The organism is Clostridium neonatale (genome assembly GCF_900465025.1).
Lineage (GTDB): Bacteria > Bacillota > Clostridia > Clostridiales > Clostridiaceae > Clostridium > Clostridium neonatale.
On sequence record NZ_UICR01000001.1, the window covers coordinates 1,776,471 to 1,791,102 of the forward strand.

A 14,632-nucleotide genomic window follows, 5' to 3' on the forward strand; every position below is an offset into this window, starting at 1 on the left:
GAAGTGATGTCTAAAGCTGTTATTATAAAAGATGTTGGTGGAATGTTTAATTTTGATAAAATGAATTTTTTTGAAAAATTTATAATAAAGAAAATAACTAAATCAATTAATATGAAAGATAATTCAAGCAATAAGATTGATGGAAAGAATAATAGCAATATGATAAATGATAATAATATTAAAGAATTTTGTGATTCAATAAATGAAATGAAGGTAAAATAAATATTTAAGGTACAGGAAGCTACTTTTCCTGTACCTTAAATATTTATAGTTCTATTACATCTAAATCATCTGGAACATAGATCTTACCAGAAAATTCTTCTTGTCCTTCTTTAATATAAAGCTCTTTTCTCATATCTAAATTTTTATCTTCAGTATGATATAAGATAACATTTTTCACATGTAAATCAGACGCATTCTTACAAGCATCTTTTGCAGTTGCATGATGTTTTTCATATGGTTTAAATACATCTTTTTGAGAATAAAGACAGAAAGCTTCATGAAATAAATAATCTACATTTTCTGAATATCCTCTCAATTCTTCTCTATAGGGCTCATCGCCTAGAAAGGTTAAAGTTTTACCATTTTCTAAGATTGTTGTAAAGCCATGTTGAAGTTCTTTGGTGCTATGTATATCGAAGAATGTTGTCTTTCTTCCAAGAATATATGTTTCATAACTATCTTCTATTTCGTTAAAAATAATTTTGTCATTAAAAAGTTTTAAAAACTTTTTTTGAAGAACAAAAGAACATATAGATTGAATTGCCTCAATAGATTTTTTATGACAATAAATATTTAAGTTTCCTGTATAGTTATTATTTAAAATATGTTGAGCTACAGCTCTAATAATCCAAACACTACCTAATATATGATCATTATGATTATGTGAAATAAACATATTATGTATTTGATTTATTTTTATGTTTGATTTTTCTAAATTAGTTAGTATTGTATTTCCACCGCCTGCATCTATAAGAAAATGTTCATCATCATTAGAAATTGTAAAGCATGTATTATAACATTTTGTTACCATTGCAGAGCCGGTACCGAGTATTGTTAATGCTTCCATAAAGTCCTCCTTGTATAAATGTGTTTATAATATAAATAATTTAAAATTATTTATATTATAACAATATAAATAATAGTAAAACAAGCTAATATAAATTTATTTTTTATAGAATCGTTTACTTATATTTACTGGTGAATAATAATGTATTATACTAGTGTATATACACTATTCTTAAGGAGGATAAAAAATGAATAATAGAATTAAAGAAATGACTTATGCAGGGTTACTCACTGCACTTGCAATTATTATTCCTATTCAATTTGGATTTTTGAAAATTTATATTCCACCATTTTCAGCAACATTAACTGCGCATGTACCAATGATGCTTTCTATGTTTATTTCACCATTTGCAGCCATTGTAGTTGGAATTGGTTCAACCCTAGGTTTTCTTATATCAGGGATGCCAATGCCAGTAGTAGCTAGGGCAGCAACACATATTGTTGTGGGATATATTGGAGCAAAAATAATAATGCAAAATAAAAGCTATGTTAAAGCAGCGGCGATAACTGCACCGATACATGGAATTTTAGAAGCTGTAGTTGTAATTCCTTTTGTTGGTTTTAACTTATATCAGTTATTAATTGTTACAGCTGTAGGTGGATTTTTACATCATTGTGTTGATAGTATAATTGCTTATGGAATAGTTAAAGCAGTTGCAAAATCTAAGAAAAAAGATATATATAATGTTTTTGGACAATTTAATGTGTCTAAGACAGCATAAAATATGGAATTTTTGAGAACGAATAAGCCTTATAAAGTAGATAATAAAGAATAAGTCTATTTTATAAGGTATTCTTTTTTATAAAGATAGATAACATTAAATATAGATTTAAGTTAAAAAGTAAATTATTTAACAAATATATAGACAAAATAAATATATATCATATAATAAGTTTAGAAACAGTAAAAATATGAGGTGAAATTGATGGAAGAAAAAGAAATAATGTCTTTTAGAGATGAAGAAGGAAATAAAGTCGATTTTGAAGCTATAGCTAAAATATATTTAGATGAACAAGGATATTTATTATTATCTCCACTTGAAGAAGGTAATGACGATATGTTTGCATTTAGAATAGATATTAATGAAGATGGCAAAGAAGAATTGAATTTTGTTGAAGATAATAAAGAATTTGAAGCTGTTAAAAAGGAATATAAAAAGTTATTATATTAGATACAAAGAGGTGGAATTTTAATGGATATTACTGAAATAATAACTTATTTAGAGGAAAATGGATTAGGCGAAGTTGAAGAAATAAAAAAGGTTAAGGGTGCAGTAATAATAAAGTTTTATTATGATTTTGATAATGATGAGTTAGCGGCTGCGAGAAGTTATGCTAATGATGAAAGCGACTTTGAAGCAGAAAGTGATGAATGGTATAGTGAATACTATATTCCTTACTTGAAGGATATCGCTATTGATAATGTTGAAGGAATATGTGAAGATATGATTGATGAATATGAAGTGGGATGCAAATGTAAAAATGTAGGAATACAAAAAGGAAATGGAGAATACTTTGAATTTATTGCTATAATTTCAGAGGTTTTAGAAGACTCAGAGTTAGAAGATATATTAAATGAATACCGTGATTAATAATTAAATAATACGAATTTAATACAATTTATTATTAAATTCATATTTAGTTATAGTTGTTTATAATATGACATTAATATACACTTGAAATAATATACTAGTATGATATAATTAACTCATGGAATTCCTGAGATGTGCGTAAAACTTATCATATTCAACCTACATGACATTATCGGGATTTGCAAAATGCTTTGAAATGTCGGACTTCATTTATTCACTTAATGTGACAGAAGATGACAGGAAGAAGTTGAGCTTAACCCACCTGCGAGGAGCAGGTATTGAATATATAAGTAAACGGCATGTTGGGAATCATAGAATGTAATTAACACCTCAGTTAATGAGGTGTTTTTATTTTAGAAAATTATATTATTATAAATGTAATTTTAAGCAAATATATTATTTTTTTAAATAAGAATTTTTTAATTTTAGAAGAAGCTTAGAATAGCTAGGCAATTAAGGTTTTTTTACATGATGTTTTTTTACATGATGTTTTTTTATCCTCTTGAAAGTATTTATCAGATATCATCTTTTGACGTAGAACTATATACTTGTCTAAATTTTGAGAAAGATAAATCATAAACTTCTTTCTAGGAGAAAAAAATAAAAGTAAAAAATTTAATAGGTTTTTCCTAATAAAAATTCTGTATCCAATTAATAAATTATATATTGCTTTCATAATTACCCCCCCTTGCGAACTTTATAGGTTAATTATAATAAAAAGAGAAATATTTGTAAAAAGAATTCGTTATACAAATATTGACATTAAAAACTAAGAACATACTAAATAATATCAAAAAACATATATAAAAGCCTATTTCACGCTAACAAATTACAATATTTACATTTAATTACAATTAAAGCGTTCGACTATATGTTACAATAAAAAATCTAATTTGTCGAAAAAAATTATTTCAAAAGTAATAATTAAAATGCTAAAATTAATGATAGATAAACTGAAAGGATGAAATCATATGGATATAAATAATATGAAGATTGAAGAGGTTGTTGAAAAGATTAATTCACTGTATAGAATTAGTCAAGAAAGGGAATTAACACAAGAAGAAAAAGAAATACAAGGACAATTAAGACAAAGATATATAAATAATGTTAAAAGAAATTTCAGAGCACAATTAGAAAACATAGAATTAAAAAAGTAAAAGGGTGATGATATTTTGGCAGTTTCAGTAAAAAAACTAATTGATGACCTTGAGTTAGAAGTCTTGGCAGAGGGAAAAGAAGATATTGAAATATCGGTAAACGATATAAACAGACCAGGATTACAATTAGCAGGGTTTTATAACTATTTTGCACCAGAAAGAATTCAAGTTATAGGTAAAGCTGAGTGGAGCTTTCTAGATGATATGCAAATTGAGGTAAGAAAGAAAAGAGTAAAAAAATATTTTAGCTTTGATATAAGCTGTTTAATAATAACAAGGGGATTAGAACCGCATCCTGAATTTATTAGTGAAGCAAAGAAGCATAAAATATGGGTACTTAGAAGTAAGCTTGTAACTACTAATTTCATTAGTAAGACTACAATTTACCTTTCTGATAAGCTTGCTCCAGAGACACGTTTACATGGAGTCCTTGTAGATGTTTCAGGAATTGGGATATTAATTACTGGAGAAAGTGGAATTGGAAAGAGTGAAACGGCATTAGAACTAATAAAAAGAGGGCATAGACTTGTTACAGATGATGCTGTTGATATAAAAGAGATTGATGGTGATTTAATTGGCACATCACCTAAGATTACAGTGGGTATGTTAGAAGTAAGGGGAATAGGGATAATAGATGTGACTCAATTATATGGATTAAGCTCAGTTGTTCAAAAGAAGGAAATAAAATTAGTTATGCATTTTGAACATTGGAGAGATGATAATGATTATGACAGATTGGGTATAGATGAAAATTATATGGATATATTAGGAGTAAAGGTTAAAAAACTTATTGTTCCAGTAAGACCAGGTAGAAATATTGCAGTTATCATTGAAGCAGCAGCAGTTAACTATAGATATTCACTAATGTCTCAAATTACACCAGTAGATGTTATTGAAAATAGAATGAATACTATTAGTGATTTATAGTAGTATAATAAATATATAAGTATATAAGTTCCAATAAAGTTACTTCATATGAACATGTATCCTTTTGATTTAGGGCAGATTTTAATGAAGATCTTAATTAGAACATATATATTAAACTAATATTATAAGGAGTTGACATAAGTTATGAATAACAAATCAAAAAAGAATGCATGGGTTAAGTATGATGATGAGAAAGTGAAAGAAATATTTAGCTTTAGTGATAAATATAAATCTTTTATTTCTACATGTAAAACAGAAAGAGAATGTGTTAAGGAGTCAATAAGGCTTGCAGAAAGTGTTGGATATAGAAATTTAGAAGATATAATTAAAAATAATGAGACTTTAAAATGTGGAGATAAGGTATATGCAAATAATAAAGATAAAAATATTGCCTTATTTGTTATTGGAAGCGAACCAATAGAAAAAGGATTAAAAATATTAGGAGCACATATAGATTCTCCAAGATTAGATTTAAAACAAAATCCTTTATATGAAGAAGGAGAGTTGGCATTATTAGATACTCATTATTATGGCGGAATAAAGAAATATCAATGGGTTACACTTCCATTAGCACTTCATGGGGTTGTTGCTAAAAAGGATGGCACTTTAATAGATATATGTATAGGAGAAGATGAAAATGATCCTGTAGTTGGAATATCAGATCTTTTAGTGCATTTAGCAGGAGAGCAAATGGGAAAAAAGGCTGATAAAGTTGTTGAAGGTGAAGATTTAAATGTGCTTGTTGGAAGTATTCCATTAAAAGAAGATGAAAAAGAAGCTGTAAAAGCAAATATATTAAAAATATTAAAAGAAAAGTATGATTTTGAAGAAGAAGACTTTTTATCAGCTGAAATAGAAATAGTTCCAGCAGGTAAGGCTAGAGATTATGGATTAGATAGAAGTATGATCATGGGATATGGTCATGATGATAGAGTATGTGCTTACACATCTCTTGCTGCCATGTTAGATATTGAAAATGTTGATAAGACTTGTTGTACTCTTTTAGTTGATAAAGAAGAAGTTGGAAGTAATGGAGCAACTGGTATGCATTCAAAATTCTTTGAAAACATAGTTGCTGAATTAATAGATAGAGTAGAAGGATATAATGACTTAAAATTAAGAAGATGTCTTACAAATTCTAAAATGCTTTCATCTGATGTAAGTGCTGCCTTTGATCCAAACTATCCAAGTGTAATGGAAAAGAAGAATAGTGCATATTTTGGTCATGGAATTGTATTTAACAAGTATACTGGTGCGAGAGGAAAATCAGGATGTAATGATGCTAATGCTGAATATATGGCAGAGCTTAGAAGTATAATGGAAAAACATGATGTAAGCTTCCAAACTGCTGAATTAGGTAAAGTAGATGCTGGTGGTGGTGGAACTATTGCATATATTCTAGCAAATTATAATATGGAAGTTATAGATTCTGGTGTAGCAGTTCAAAACATGCATTCTCCATGGGAAATTGTTAGTAAAGTAGATGTTTATGAAACAATGAAGGGATATAGAGCATTCTTAAAAGAAGCATAAAATAATATGAAAAGAACCTAAAAGAATATTAAATCTTCTAGGTTCTTTTCATATTATAACTTAATTTGTAATTTTTCTAATAAGTTTGATAAATTTTCAGATGAGATCTCCATAGAACCTATATCTCCGTGTCTAGTATCATTTTGTATGCCGTGAAAATCAGAACCACAAGAGTTTAACAAATTATATTCTTTAGCTAAATTTAAATAATAATTAGTTTCTTCAGTTGTATTTTGATAATAAATTGATTCTATACCATCTATATTCATTTTAATAAATTCCTCTATAGGAGTATTTTTTATTAATTTTGGGTGTGCCAAAAAAACTAAAGCATTATATTTCTTTAAAAGATTTATTCCATACTCTGTAGATAGCTTTAATGTAGGAACATAAGCCTTAGAATCTTTTCCTATAAATTTATCAAATATTTCATCGTGACTATAATCATATCCAGCATCTATTATAGCTTTAGCAATGTGAGGTCTAGCAATTGTATCTTTTGATTCTTTTAATATTTTTTCAAAACTTATTTTTATGTTAAATTCATCATCTAATTTTTTAGTTATTTTTTGAGCTCTTATAATTCTATGATTTTTTATTTTGTCTAGCTCTTGTATGAAGTTTTGATTATTATAGCTTTTGTCTTTAAAGTAACCTAATATATGTATGCTTTCATTGTTATATTGAGTAGATAATTCTATTCCAGGAATAAATGAAATATCATATTTTTGACTTTCTACCAGGGCTTCATCTAAGCCGGAAACAGTATCATGATCAGTAATTGAAAGATATTTTACATTATTCTTGTAAGCCTTGAAGACAACTTCTTTGGGTGATAAAACTCCATCAGAAGATGAAGTATGAACATGAAAATCAGCTTTGATCATTTTTGTATTAACCTCCAAATTTACAGTGATTTTAATAATTAAAAAGAAATTCTTATTTATAATATAATATCATAATAATAGTTATTTGAAATAGTTTTATAAAAAATACTGTAAATTAAGAAGTTATTTAATTAGACGTAGGTGTATTTTGTATATGGCTGCAAAATTCAAATAAGTTATAACCTAATGGTACATTTTCCATAGATATAGAGTCTTCTTCAAAAGTGCCATCCCATGGTGATATAGAAATATTTGAAGAGCTAAAAACCTTGATTAGATATTTACTAGTATCATCGAATACTATTTTTATTCTAAAAGGCTCTTTTTCTACAATATAATTATCTAAATAATTTGTTTCAGTTAATGAACCTATAAAATTTTCGATTATATCATCTTCATCAGAAGATACTTTAATCTCCTTATAAAGATTAGTATCAAAAACGTATAAAGTAAAAGGATCATTCTCAAGAAGCTTCTTTTTAATCTCACTTGTATAATAATGATTATTAGGTTTTTTAGATAGACTTATGTATTTTGGATCTTGAATAGTACAACTACATAGCATTAGTGAAAGAAGTGTGCTAACTGCAAAAAATAAGAATTTTTTCAAACGAATTTCCTCCCATAAAAGTAATACTTATTTTAATTTATTCAAAAGAGATTTTTTTAGAACTTGTTAAAGTTCAGATATAAGTGATAATTAGGTATTTTGTTTAATAAAAATACAAGGTAAGAATAATTTGGAGGGCACCATGTATATAATAGGAACAGCAGGACCTAATATAAAAGAAAAGTCTTCAATAAAGGGAATTATTGATAATGGAGTAAATGTCTTAAGGTTTAATTTTGCACATGGAAGTGAAGACGAATTTTTAGAATTCTTAAAGTTTACAAAAGATATTGATAAAAATGTTAAAATAGTATTAGATCTTTCAGGTACAAAAATTAGGGTATCTAATAGGTTTGATTATATATACAAGATTTATGAGAGAGAAGAAGTATATTTTTGCGGAGAGGATAAATATGAAAGCATAAAAAGCAGTTTTAACAATAAGAAACTTATACCATTAAATATAAAAGATGAATTATTGCATTTGAAAAAATATAAAGAAATATCAATTAAAGATAATACAATGAATTTTAGAATAATAGGAAAAAAAGATAGCGCAATAAAAACTATAACTATAAAAGGTGGAATAATAAGAAAGGGAAAAGGTTGTAATATAAAGAATCTCGACAGAAGTAAATTTGATTTAAGTGAAAATGATAAAAAAGCAATCTTATGGGGAATAGAAAATCAGGTTGATATAATATGTCAGTCATTTGTGGAAGAAATAAATGATATAAAAAAGATAAAGGAATTTTTATCTAAAAATTCAATTACAGAATATAAGCCAACTATTTGGGGGAAAATAGAAACTTTGAAAGGAGTAAACAATATAAAAGGTATAATAAAGGAAGTTGATGGAATTGTTATTGGAAGAGGAGATTTAATACCAGAAACATCAATTGAAGATACACCTATTTATGAGCAGATTGTTATGGATGAAGTTTTAAAAGAAGGCAATAAAGATCTAATTATAGCTACACATATTTTTAATAGCATGAAAAATGGAAAACGTGCATCAATAGCTGAAGTAGAATGTGTATATAATTTTATTAAAGCAGGGGTTACAGGATTTTTATTAGCAGGAGAAACATCAATAGGAAAGACACCGTTAAAAACAGTGAAATTTTTGAAATCACTCATTGATAAATATATAAATTAAATTTATTTAATCTTATGTCATTTACATTCATATAAAGTCATGATAAAACTTCACAAAATAGAACGATAAAATTAGTCATATTATTTTTATTTTGTGAAGTTTCCATTTATAAAAGTTTATGAATTTTATTAAAATAGATAGTTATTATAAGTGTTAAAGCATAATCATAAACTAGAAACATAATTTGAGCTAAAATAAATACTATATATAATGAATATGGTAAAACAATATTTCCAATGAAAGCAGTCATTATGAAATATATAATTAAGAGTAGCACATTAAATGTAAGTAATTTTAATAATATTTCATAAGTTAGCTTATGAATCTTTTCAATATAATGCTTTATTATTCCGTAAATTCCGAAAAACAATATATATGCTAGTGAAATGTTAATAGGTATTATCATTAAGCTAAGTATACTGCTACAAGCGTATACTAGAAAAGCATTTTTTATACTAGTTCTAATAATACAGATAGGAATTAAGCATGATGATATGGTGAGAACGGATAAAGTACTTATTGGCAACAAAGAGGTAGCATAAAGAACTACTAAAGTAAGAGCTATTAAAATTCCGCTTTCAGCAATATGTTTAGATTTCATTGTATCACTTCCTATAAATTAATATAAAGAAAGAAATTAAGTCATATATTTAGACTCAATTTCTAAAACACTAACAAAATATGTAAATTAACAACAACTAATAATATCTCCACCAAAACATTCACATAAGGTGTCTAAACACCATAACTGCATACAGCAATCACATGGATCTTGGGAACCGCCTCTTGTTGTTCTATAATATGGATTAGAATAGTTTGTAGTTCTTTGATTTAGAGAATTTAAAACCTGTCTATATTCAAAATTGTTTGGATCCATACGGGTAGCAGTGCTAACATGTTCATAAGCAGAATCATACCAACCTTTGTTAAGCATAACAACTCCATATAAAAAGTGCCATTCAGCATTTCTATTTGGAATAGAATTTAAGCTTTGTTCAGCAGCAGTAAAGTTTCTGCTATTTATATATCTTCTTATTTCTTGTAGATTAAATGAGTTATTAGAAGATGTATTACTATAACTAGTTGAAGAATTGGTAGAATTAGAATAATTATTTGAACTTCCATAGTTACCATTATTTTTAGTTAATGTATCATATGCTTCATTTATTTCCCTCATCTTTTGTTCTGCTAAATCTTTAAGTGGGTTATCAATATATTGATCTGGATGATATTGTTTTATAAGTTTTCTATATGCACTTTTTATTTCATCTTGACTTGCTCCCTGTTTTAATCCTAATACTTCATATGGGTTCATTTATAAGTCACTCCTCTTGCTTTTGTTAATTTTATCTTCATTTTCAATTACCTTTAAATATTTATCCATTAATCCAAGTTCAATTATATTAAAAATTATATCTTTATTTCGAGTTAGATTAAGTTTGTTTAAATTTTCCATGCAAGTATAGCCGCAATTTAATATTGTGAACTGAACTCTTTGTTTTATTGATTCCATAAATCTATTATAATCTAAATTATCTTTATTATATAAATAATTCAATGGATTAAATTTATTTTTTTCTATATCAGACTTTAAATCATCTAAAGCATCTATTAAATATATCCATTTTCCAATAGAATATCCTAATTGATATAGTGTTTCTCTTAGTTCATTAGAATCATCTTTTAGATTGAAAGGATATTCTTTTAAAACTATTCCAACTAATTTGCTAAATGGCTCACAAATTTCATCTATACAAGTAAAATTTTTATTCTTTTCTAATAGAGAAAGATCATTTAAGCATTTACGTATCTTATTATTTATTTCTATAATGGAAGTAGAAAACTTTTTTTGGTAAGGTGATAATAGAGCAGCTTTAAATTTACTTTTTAAATTATCATCATCATTAACATCGTCTATAAACTTATAATATACTAATGCAATATTTATTGCAGCAGCGTAAGATAATGCCTCATTATCATCAATTATTATTTTTTTCATTGATGGATGAAGCGCACATAAATGCTTTTTTACTTTTATTTCATCAGCACTTAGACCATCTAATAACAAACCTAAAAAAGTCATATCATAGTTTAAGAATGCTCTAGGAACATTACCAAAATTGTTCTTTATATGACAACAAAGACCACAGTAATAACATTTAAATCTTTCGTAATCTTTGACTTTCATTTCAGCTTTTAATGGAGTAACATATCCAAACAAGGTCAACACTCCTTAATTTAATTCATTATAAACTTATTATATTATACAGTAATTAATATAATTCAAACAACAGTATAGAAGATTAATAAGAAAAAGTTAATATATTATTAATAATTATTTATAGGGGAATAGGATTATATAATAAAAATTAAATAAAGATCTAATTCGACAAAGTATTGAAAATGTTTTAAGAAAAAATATGATAAAAAATGATATTAAGTACTATAATTAATGAGTGATAATCTATAAAGATTTACATAACAATACTTTTTTTTACAATTAGTACACGCTTTTAATTAAAGCACAGTTGCTTTTTATCTTGGAAGAGATATAATTAACTCATAAAATAGTTTTATTGGAATATAATATTAAAATGGACAAAGTGTATTAAATATTTATTATTTATGAATAATATAGAAAATAAATAAATAATTTTTCTAAAAGCTATTTACAACGGATAATTATTATTATATAATAATATCTGAAAGAGACAAAAACAAAAGATAATAAATTAAAAATAATTATAGATATTTTAGGAGGAGTTTATTATGAAAAAATTTGTTTGTACAGTGTGTGGTTATGTTTATGAAGGAGAAACAGCTCCAGAAAAGTGCCCAGTGTGTGGTGTAGGTGCTGATAAGTTTAAAGAACAAGCTGGAGATATGACTTGGGCAGCAGAACATGTTGTAGGAGTAGCTCAAGGTTCATCAGAAGATATCATGGCTGACTTAAGAGCTAACTTTGAAGGAGAATGCTGCGAAGTAGGTATGTATTTAGCAATGGCTAGAGTTGCACATAGAGAAGGTTATCCAGAAATTGGTTTATATTATGAAAAAGCAGCTTGGGAAGAAGCTGAACATGCATCTAAATTTGCCGAATTATTAGGAGAAGTTATAACTGATTCAACTAAGAAGAACCTAGAATTAAGAGTAGCTGCTGAAAATGGAGCAACTGAAGGTAAGTTCGATTTAGCTAAGAGAGCTAAAGCTGCTAACTTAGATGCTATACATGATACAGTTCATGAAATGGCAAGAGATGAAGCTAGACACGGAAAAGCTTTCAAAGGATTATTAGAAAGATATTTCGGTTAATAAATAAAAAAAAATAAGATAAGAGTACTTTTGTACTCTTATCTTATTTTTTTATTCTCCTAATTTTAAAACTAAATCATTATAAGTAGATTCGTAAACATCAAAAGTTTTTTTATCAAAACATACCATTGCAATTTCATCTAATTTATTAGGCGTATTTTTTATGAAATTAAATATTTCTTCTAATGCAATTTTACTTGCTTCTTTAATTGGAAACCCATAAGCTCCAGTACTTATAGAAGAAAAAGCAAGTGTTTTTATTGGATAAGTACTGATATATTTGTTAAATTGATCAACAGTTGATTCTTTTTTTCTTGAGCTATTAAATAAGTAAAGATGATCATTTATAATTCTAATGCATTGCTCAGAATAATAAGAGGCATAGTTAACAGCTACATTTAGAACTGAACGATAGCAATTTCTTAAATATTTATTTTCGTGTCCATTATGTCTGTAAATAGGTCCAACAGTATGGATTATCCAGAAAATACCTTGTGTAGTTAAATTATATGATCGAGTAATCTTTGAACTTCCTGTAAGGCACCCTTGTAAAAATTTACACTCTTCTAGCAATTGTTCACCACAGGCCTTATGAATAGCACCATCAACGCCACCACCACCAAGAAGAGAGGCATTTGCAGCGTTAACAATTGCATCATATTTAACTTTTGTTATATCGTCTAATATTATCTTAACTTTTGTCATATATATCCCCTCAATAATATAAATTCTAATTAATTATAGTTTACACCAAAGAATAGAAAATAAAAAGAAATTATTGGATAATATAGAAATGAAAATATAATATAGAAATAGCATTAAAAATACTTTACTAAATTATCTGTAAACACTTAAAATAAAAAGTAATTAATAATATGTTAAGGAGAAGAAAATATGACAATAAAAAAAAGTATTGTAATATCTAATATATTAATGCTTTTAATACCGGTTGTATCAATAATAAGTATATCAACAATAATTAAAGAACCTTTCTTAAGATTAGTTGAATCAAAAATGAATGACTATGAACTAAATACGCCAGGAGCTTACTTTGTTCAAGATAGACTAAGGCTTGATTTCAAAAAATTAGAAGATGAAGAATATTTCAAACGATTGCCTTTTGAACTAGAAGAAATGTTAAAACCAGAAGGATATAATTTATTTATAAAATATGGTAATGAAATACTTTTTTCTAACATTACAGAAAATGATAAGAAATCTATTTCTACAATAGGAAGTGAGCTGTTAGAACAATCAAATTCATTAGTACTTGAAGTTAATCATATATCACTGGTTAAAACAAATTTTTTTCATAAAGGAAAGGTTGTAGAAATAGTTACTATAAACTCTTCGTATGAACCTGCAAAATTTGATATGGGAAAACATATGAGAGCATATTTTCTTACATATATTAGTTTAGTTGGCTTAATATCAATACTAGTAATAACTTTAACCAATGGAATCTTATCAAATAGAATTGCAAGAAGCATTATTAGACCTTTAGATTTATTAAGATATTGGGCAGATCAAATAAAAAAAGGGAATCTTGATTTTGAAGTTAACTATAGTAAGGATGATGAATTTAAAAAGGTTTGTAGTGACTTTGATGAGATGAGGATACGATTAAAAGAAAGTATTGATACTAGAATAAAATATGAAGAAAATAGAAAAGAGCTTATGGCGGGAATATCACATGATTTACGAACTCCATTAACAGCAATAAAAGGGTATGTAGAAGGTTTAAGAGATAATGTGGCTAATACACCAGAAAAACAAAAGAAATATTTAAATACAATTTATTATAAAGCTTGTGATATGGATAGACTAGTTGAAGAGTTATTCCTGTTTTCTAAATTAGATACTGGTAAGTTCCCATTTAAATTTGATATAATTAAAATAAATGATTATATTAATAATTTCTATTTAAAAATAAAAGAAGAATTTTTAAATAAAGGACTTGAAATTTTCTTGGCCAATGATTGCAATGAAAAAGATAAAGTAAATATAGATTGCAAACAGATGGATAGAGTTCTTTTAAATATTATAGAAAATAGTTATAAATATAAAAAAGATAGTATTGGAACCTGTAAAATAAATATGTATGAAAAAGAAAATGATATTGTTATCAAAATTAGTGATAATGGAAAAGGTGTAAGTGAAGAAGAACTTGAAAAAATATTTATAAGTTTTTATAGGTGTGATCCATCACGTACAAAAACCAATGAAGGCAGTGGACTTGGACTTGCTATTGCGAAACAAATTATAGATAATCATAAAGGGAAAATTAGAGCGTATAGCAATAATGGACTGGTAATAGAAATATTAATTCCTAAAATATTATCAGATTAAGTAAGTTTAAAATTTAGATAGGAAATATATACTAACGA

18 protein-coding genes and 1 other RNA gene are annotated in these 14,632 nt (G+C 26.4%); 11 read left to right on the forward strand and 8 right to left on the reverse strand.

Features of this window, described 5'->3' with window-relative positions; all coding sequences use genetic code 11:
• Nucleotides 1-6: 6 nt before the first annotated feature.
• On the forward strand, nt 7-222 hold the full coding sequence (locus CNEONATNEC86_RS08130) for a hypothetical protein (RefSeq protein ID WP_058294747.1): 216 nt from the start codon (nt 7-9) through the stop codon (nt 220-222).
• Nucleotides 223-265: 43 nt separating this feature from the next.
• On the opposite strand, the gene CNEONATNEC86_RS08135 is transcribed toward CNEONATNEC86_RS08130, so the two are convergent.
• On the reverse strand, nt 266-1,069 hold the full coding sequence (locus CNEONATNEC86_RS08135) for an MBL fold metallo-hydrolase (RefSeq protein WP_058294748.1): 804 nt from the start codon (nt 1,067-1,069) through the stop codon (nt 266-268).
• A gap of 187 nt (nt 1,070-1,256) precedes the next feature.
• Here CNEONATNEC86_RS08135 and CNEONATNEC86_RS08140 point away from each other — a divergent pair, with 187 nt between their 5' ends.
• From CNEONATNEC86_RS08140 to ssrS, 4 genes are all read left to right on the forward strand, one after another.
• Nucleotides 1,257-1,790 carry an ECF transporter S component gene (locus CNEONATNEC86_RS08140; RefSeq protein ID WP_058294749.1) on the forward strand — a complete coding sequence of 178 codons (534 nt, stop codon included), beginning with the start codon at nt 1,257-1,259 and terminating at the stop codon, nt 1,788-1,790.
• A gap of 204 nt (nt 1,791-1,994) precedes the next feature.
• Nucleotides 1,995-2,240, forward strand: a complete 246-nt coding sequence (locus CNEONATNEC86_RS08145) for a DUF1292 domain-containing protein (RefSeq protein WP_058294750.1) — start codon at nt 1,995-1,997, stop codon at nt 2,238-2,240.
• A 21-nt stretch (nt 2,241-2,261) separates the two neighbouring features.
• The gene (locus CNEONATNEC86_RS08150; RefSeq protein ID WP_058294751.1) at nt 2,262-2,660 is read left to right on the forward strand and encodes a hypothetical protein; all 399 of its coding nucleotides are present in this window, start codon (nt 2,262-2,264) and stop codon (nt 2,658-2,660) included.
• A 121-nt stretch (nt 2,661-2,781) separates the two neighbouring features.
• Nucleotides 2,782-2,973: non-coding RNA, 6S RNA (gene ssrS / locus CNEONATNEC86_RS08155), on the forward strand.
• Between the two features lie 132 nt (nt 2,974-3,105).
• Here the strand turns inward: ssrS and CNEONATNEC86_RS08160 are convergent.
• Nucleotides 3,106-3,336 (reverse strand): hypothetical protein, encoded by a 231-nt coding sequence (locus tag CNEONATNEC86_RS08160; protein WP_058294752.1) that lies wholly within the window; start codon nt 3,334-3,336, stop codon nt 3,106-3,108.
• 295 nt (nt 3,337-3,631) lie between these two features.
• On the opposite strand from CNEONATNEC86_RS08160, the gene CNEONATNEC86_RS08165 reads away from it, so the two are divergent.
• The 3 genes from CNEONATNEC86_RS08165 to CNEONATNEC86_RS08175 all read left to right on the forward strand — a co-directional run bounded on the left by CNEONATNEC86_RS08165 (nt 3,632) and on the right by CNEONATNEC86_RS08175 (nt 6,277).
• A complete protein-coding gene (locus CNEONATNEC86_RS08165; protein WP_058294753.1) occupies nt 3,632-3,817 on the forward strand; it encodes a DUF896 domain-containing protein in 186 nt (61 codons plus the stop codon).
• 15 nt (nt 3,818-3,832) lie between these two features.
• Nucleotides 3,833-4,744 carry an HPr(Ser) kinase/phosphatase gene (gene hprK, locus CNEONATNEC86_RS08170; RefSeq protein WP_097919324.1) on the forward strand — a complete coding sequence of 304 codons (912 nt, stop codon included), beginning with the start codon at nt 3,833-3,835 and terminating at the stop codon, nt 4,742-4,744.
• A gap of 144 nt (nt 4,745-4,888) precedes the next feature.
• Nucleotides 4,889-6,277 (forward strand): aminopeptidase, encoded by a 1,389-nt coding sequence (locus CNEONATNEC86_RS08175; protein WP_058294755.1) that lies wholly within the window; start codon nt 4,889-4,891, stop codon nt 6,275-6,277.
• Between the two features lie 53 nt (nt 6,278-6,330).
• Here CNEONATNEC86_RS08175 and CNEONATNEC86_RS08180 read toward each other — a convergent pair whose 3' ends face one another.
• Nucleotides 6,331-7,164 (reverse strand): PHP domain-containing protein, encoded by an 834-nt coding sequence (locus tag CNEONATNEC86_RS08180; protein ID WP_125148900.1) that lies wholly within the window; start codon nt 7,162-7,164, stop codon nt 6,331-6,333.
• 127 nt (nt 7,165-7,291) lie between these two features.
• On the reverse strand, nt 7,292-7,774 hold the full coding sequence (locus tag CNEONATNEC86_RS08185) for a DUF4883 family protein (RefSeq protein WP_230132123.1): 483 nt from the start codon (nt 7,772-7,774) through the stop codon (nt 7,292-7,294).
• 142 nt (nt 7,775-7,916) lie between these two features.
• Here CNEONATNEC86_RS08185 and CNEONATNEC86_RS08190 point away from each other — a divergent pair, with 142 nt between their 5' ends.
• Nucleotides 7,917-8,933, forward strand: a complete 1,017-nt coding sequence (locus CNEONATNEC86_RS08190) for a pyruvate kinase (RefSeq protein WP_058294757.1) — start codon at nt 7,917-7,919, stop codon at nt 8,931-8,933.
• 106 nt (nt 8,934-9,039) lie between these two features.
• On the opposite strand, the gene CNEONATNEC86_RS08195 is transcribed toward CNEONATNEC86_RS08190, so the two are convergent.
• From CNEONATNEC86_RS08195 to CNEONATNEC86_RS08205, 3 genes are all read right to left on the reverse strand, one after another.
• Nucleotides 9,040-9,534, reverse strand: a complete 495-nt coding sequence (locus tag CNEONATNEC86_RS08195; protein ID WP_058294758.1) for a hypothetical protein — start codon at nt 9,532-9,534, stop codon at nt 9,040-9,042.
• A gap of 87 nt (nt 9,535-9,621) precedes the next feature.
• The gene (locus CNEONATNEC86_RS08200; RefSeq protein WP_058294759.1) at nt 9,622-10,248 is read right to left on the reverse strand and encodes a J domain-containing protein; all 627 of its coding nucleotides are present in this window, start codon (nt 10,246-10,248) and stop codon (nt 9,622-9,624) included.
• Nucleotides 10,249-11,154 (reverse strand): DUF5685 family protein, encoded by a 906-nt coding sequence (locus CNEONATNEC86_RS08205; protein ID WP_058294760.1) that lies wholly within the window; start codon nt 11,152-11,154, stop codon nt 10,249-10,251. It lies immediately after the preceding gene.
• 548 nt (nt 11,155-11,702) lie between these two features.
• Here CNEONATNEC86_RS08205 and CNEONATNEC86_RS08210 point away from each other — a divergent pair.
• A complete protein-coding gene (locus CNEONATNEC86_RS08210; RefSeq protein WP_058294761.1) occupies nt 11,703-12,245 on the forward strand; it encodes an NADH peroxidase in 543 nt (180 codons plus the stop codon).
• 51 nt (nt 12,246-12,296) lie between these two features.
• On the opposite strand, the gene CNEONATNEC86_RS08215 is transcribed toward CNEONATNEC86_RS08210, so the two are convergent.
• The gene (locus CNEONATNEC86_RS08215) at nt 12,297-12,950 is read right to left on the reverse strand and encodes a macro domain-containing protein (protein ID WP_058294762.1); all 654 of its coding nucleotides are present in this window, start codon (nt 12,948-12,950) and stop codon (nt 12,297-12,299) included.
• Nucleotides 12,951-13,139: 189 nt separating this feature from the next.
• Between CNEONATNEC86_RS08215 and CNEONATNEC86_RS08220 the strand changes: the two genes are divergently transcribed.
• On the forward strand, nt 13,140-14,594 hold the full coding sequence (locus tag CNEONATNEC86_RS08220) for a sensor histidine kinase (RefSeq protein WP_125148901.1): 1,455 nt from the start codon (nt 13,140-13,142) through the stop codon (nt 14,592-14,594).
• Nucleotides 14,595-14,632 lie beyond the last annotated feature (38 nt).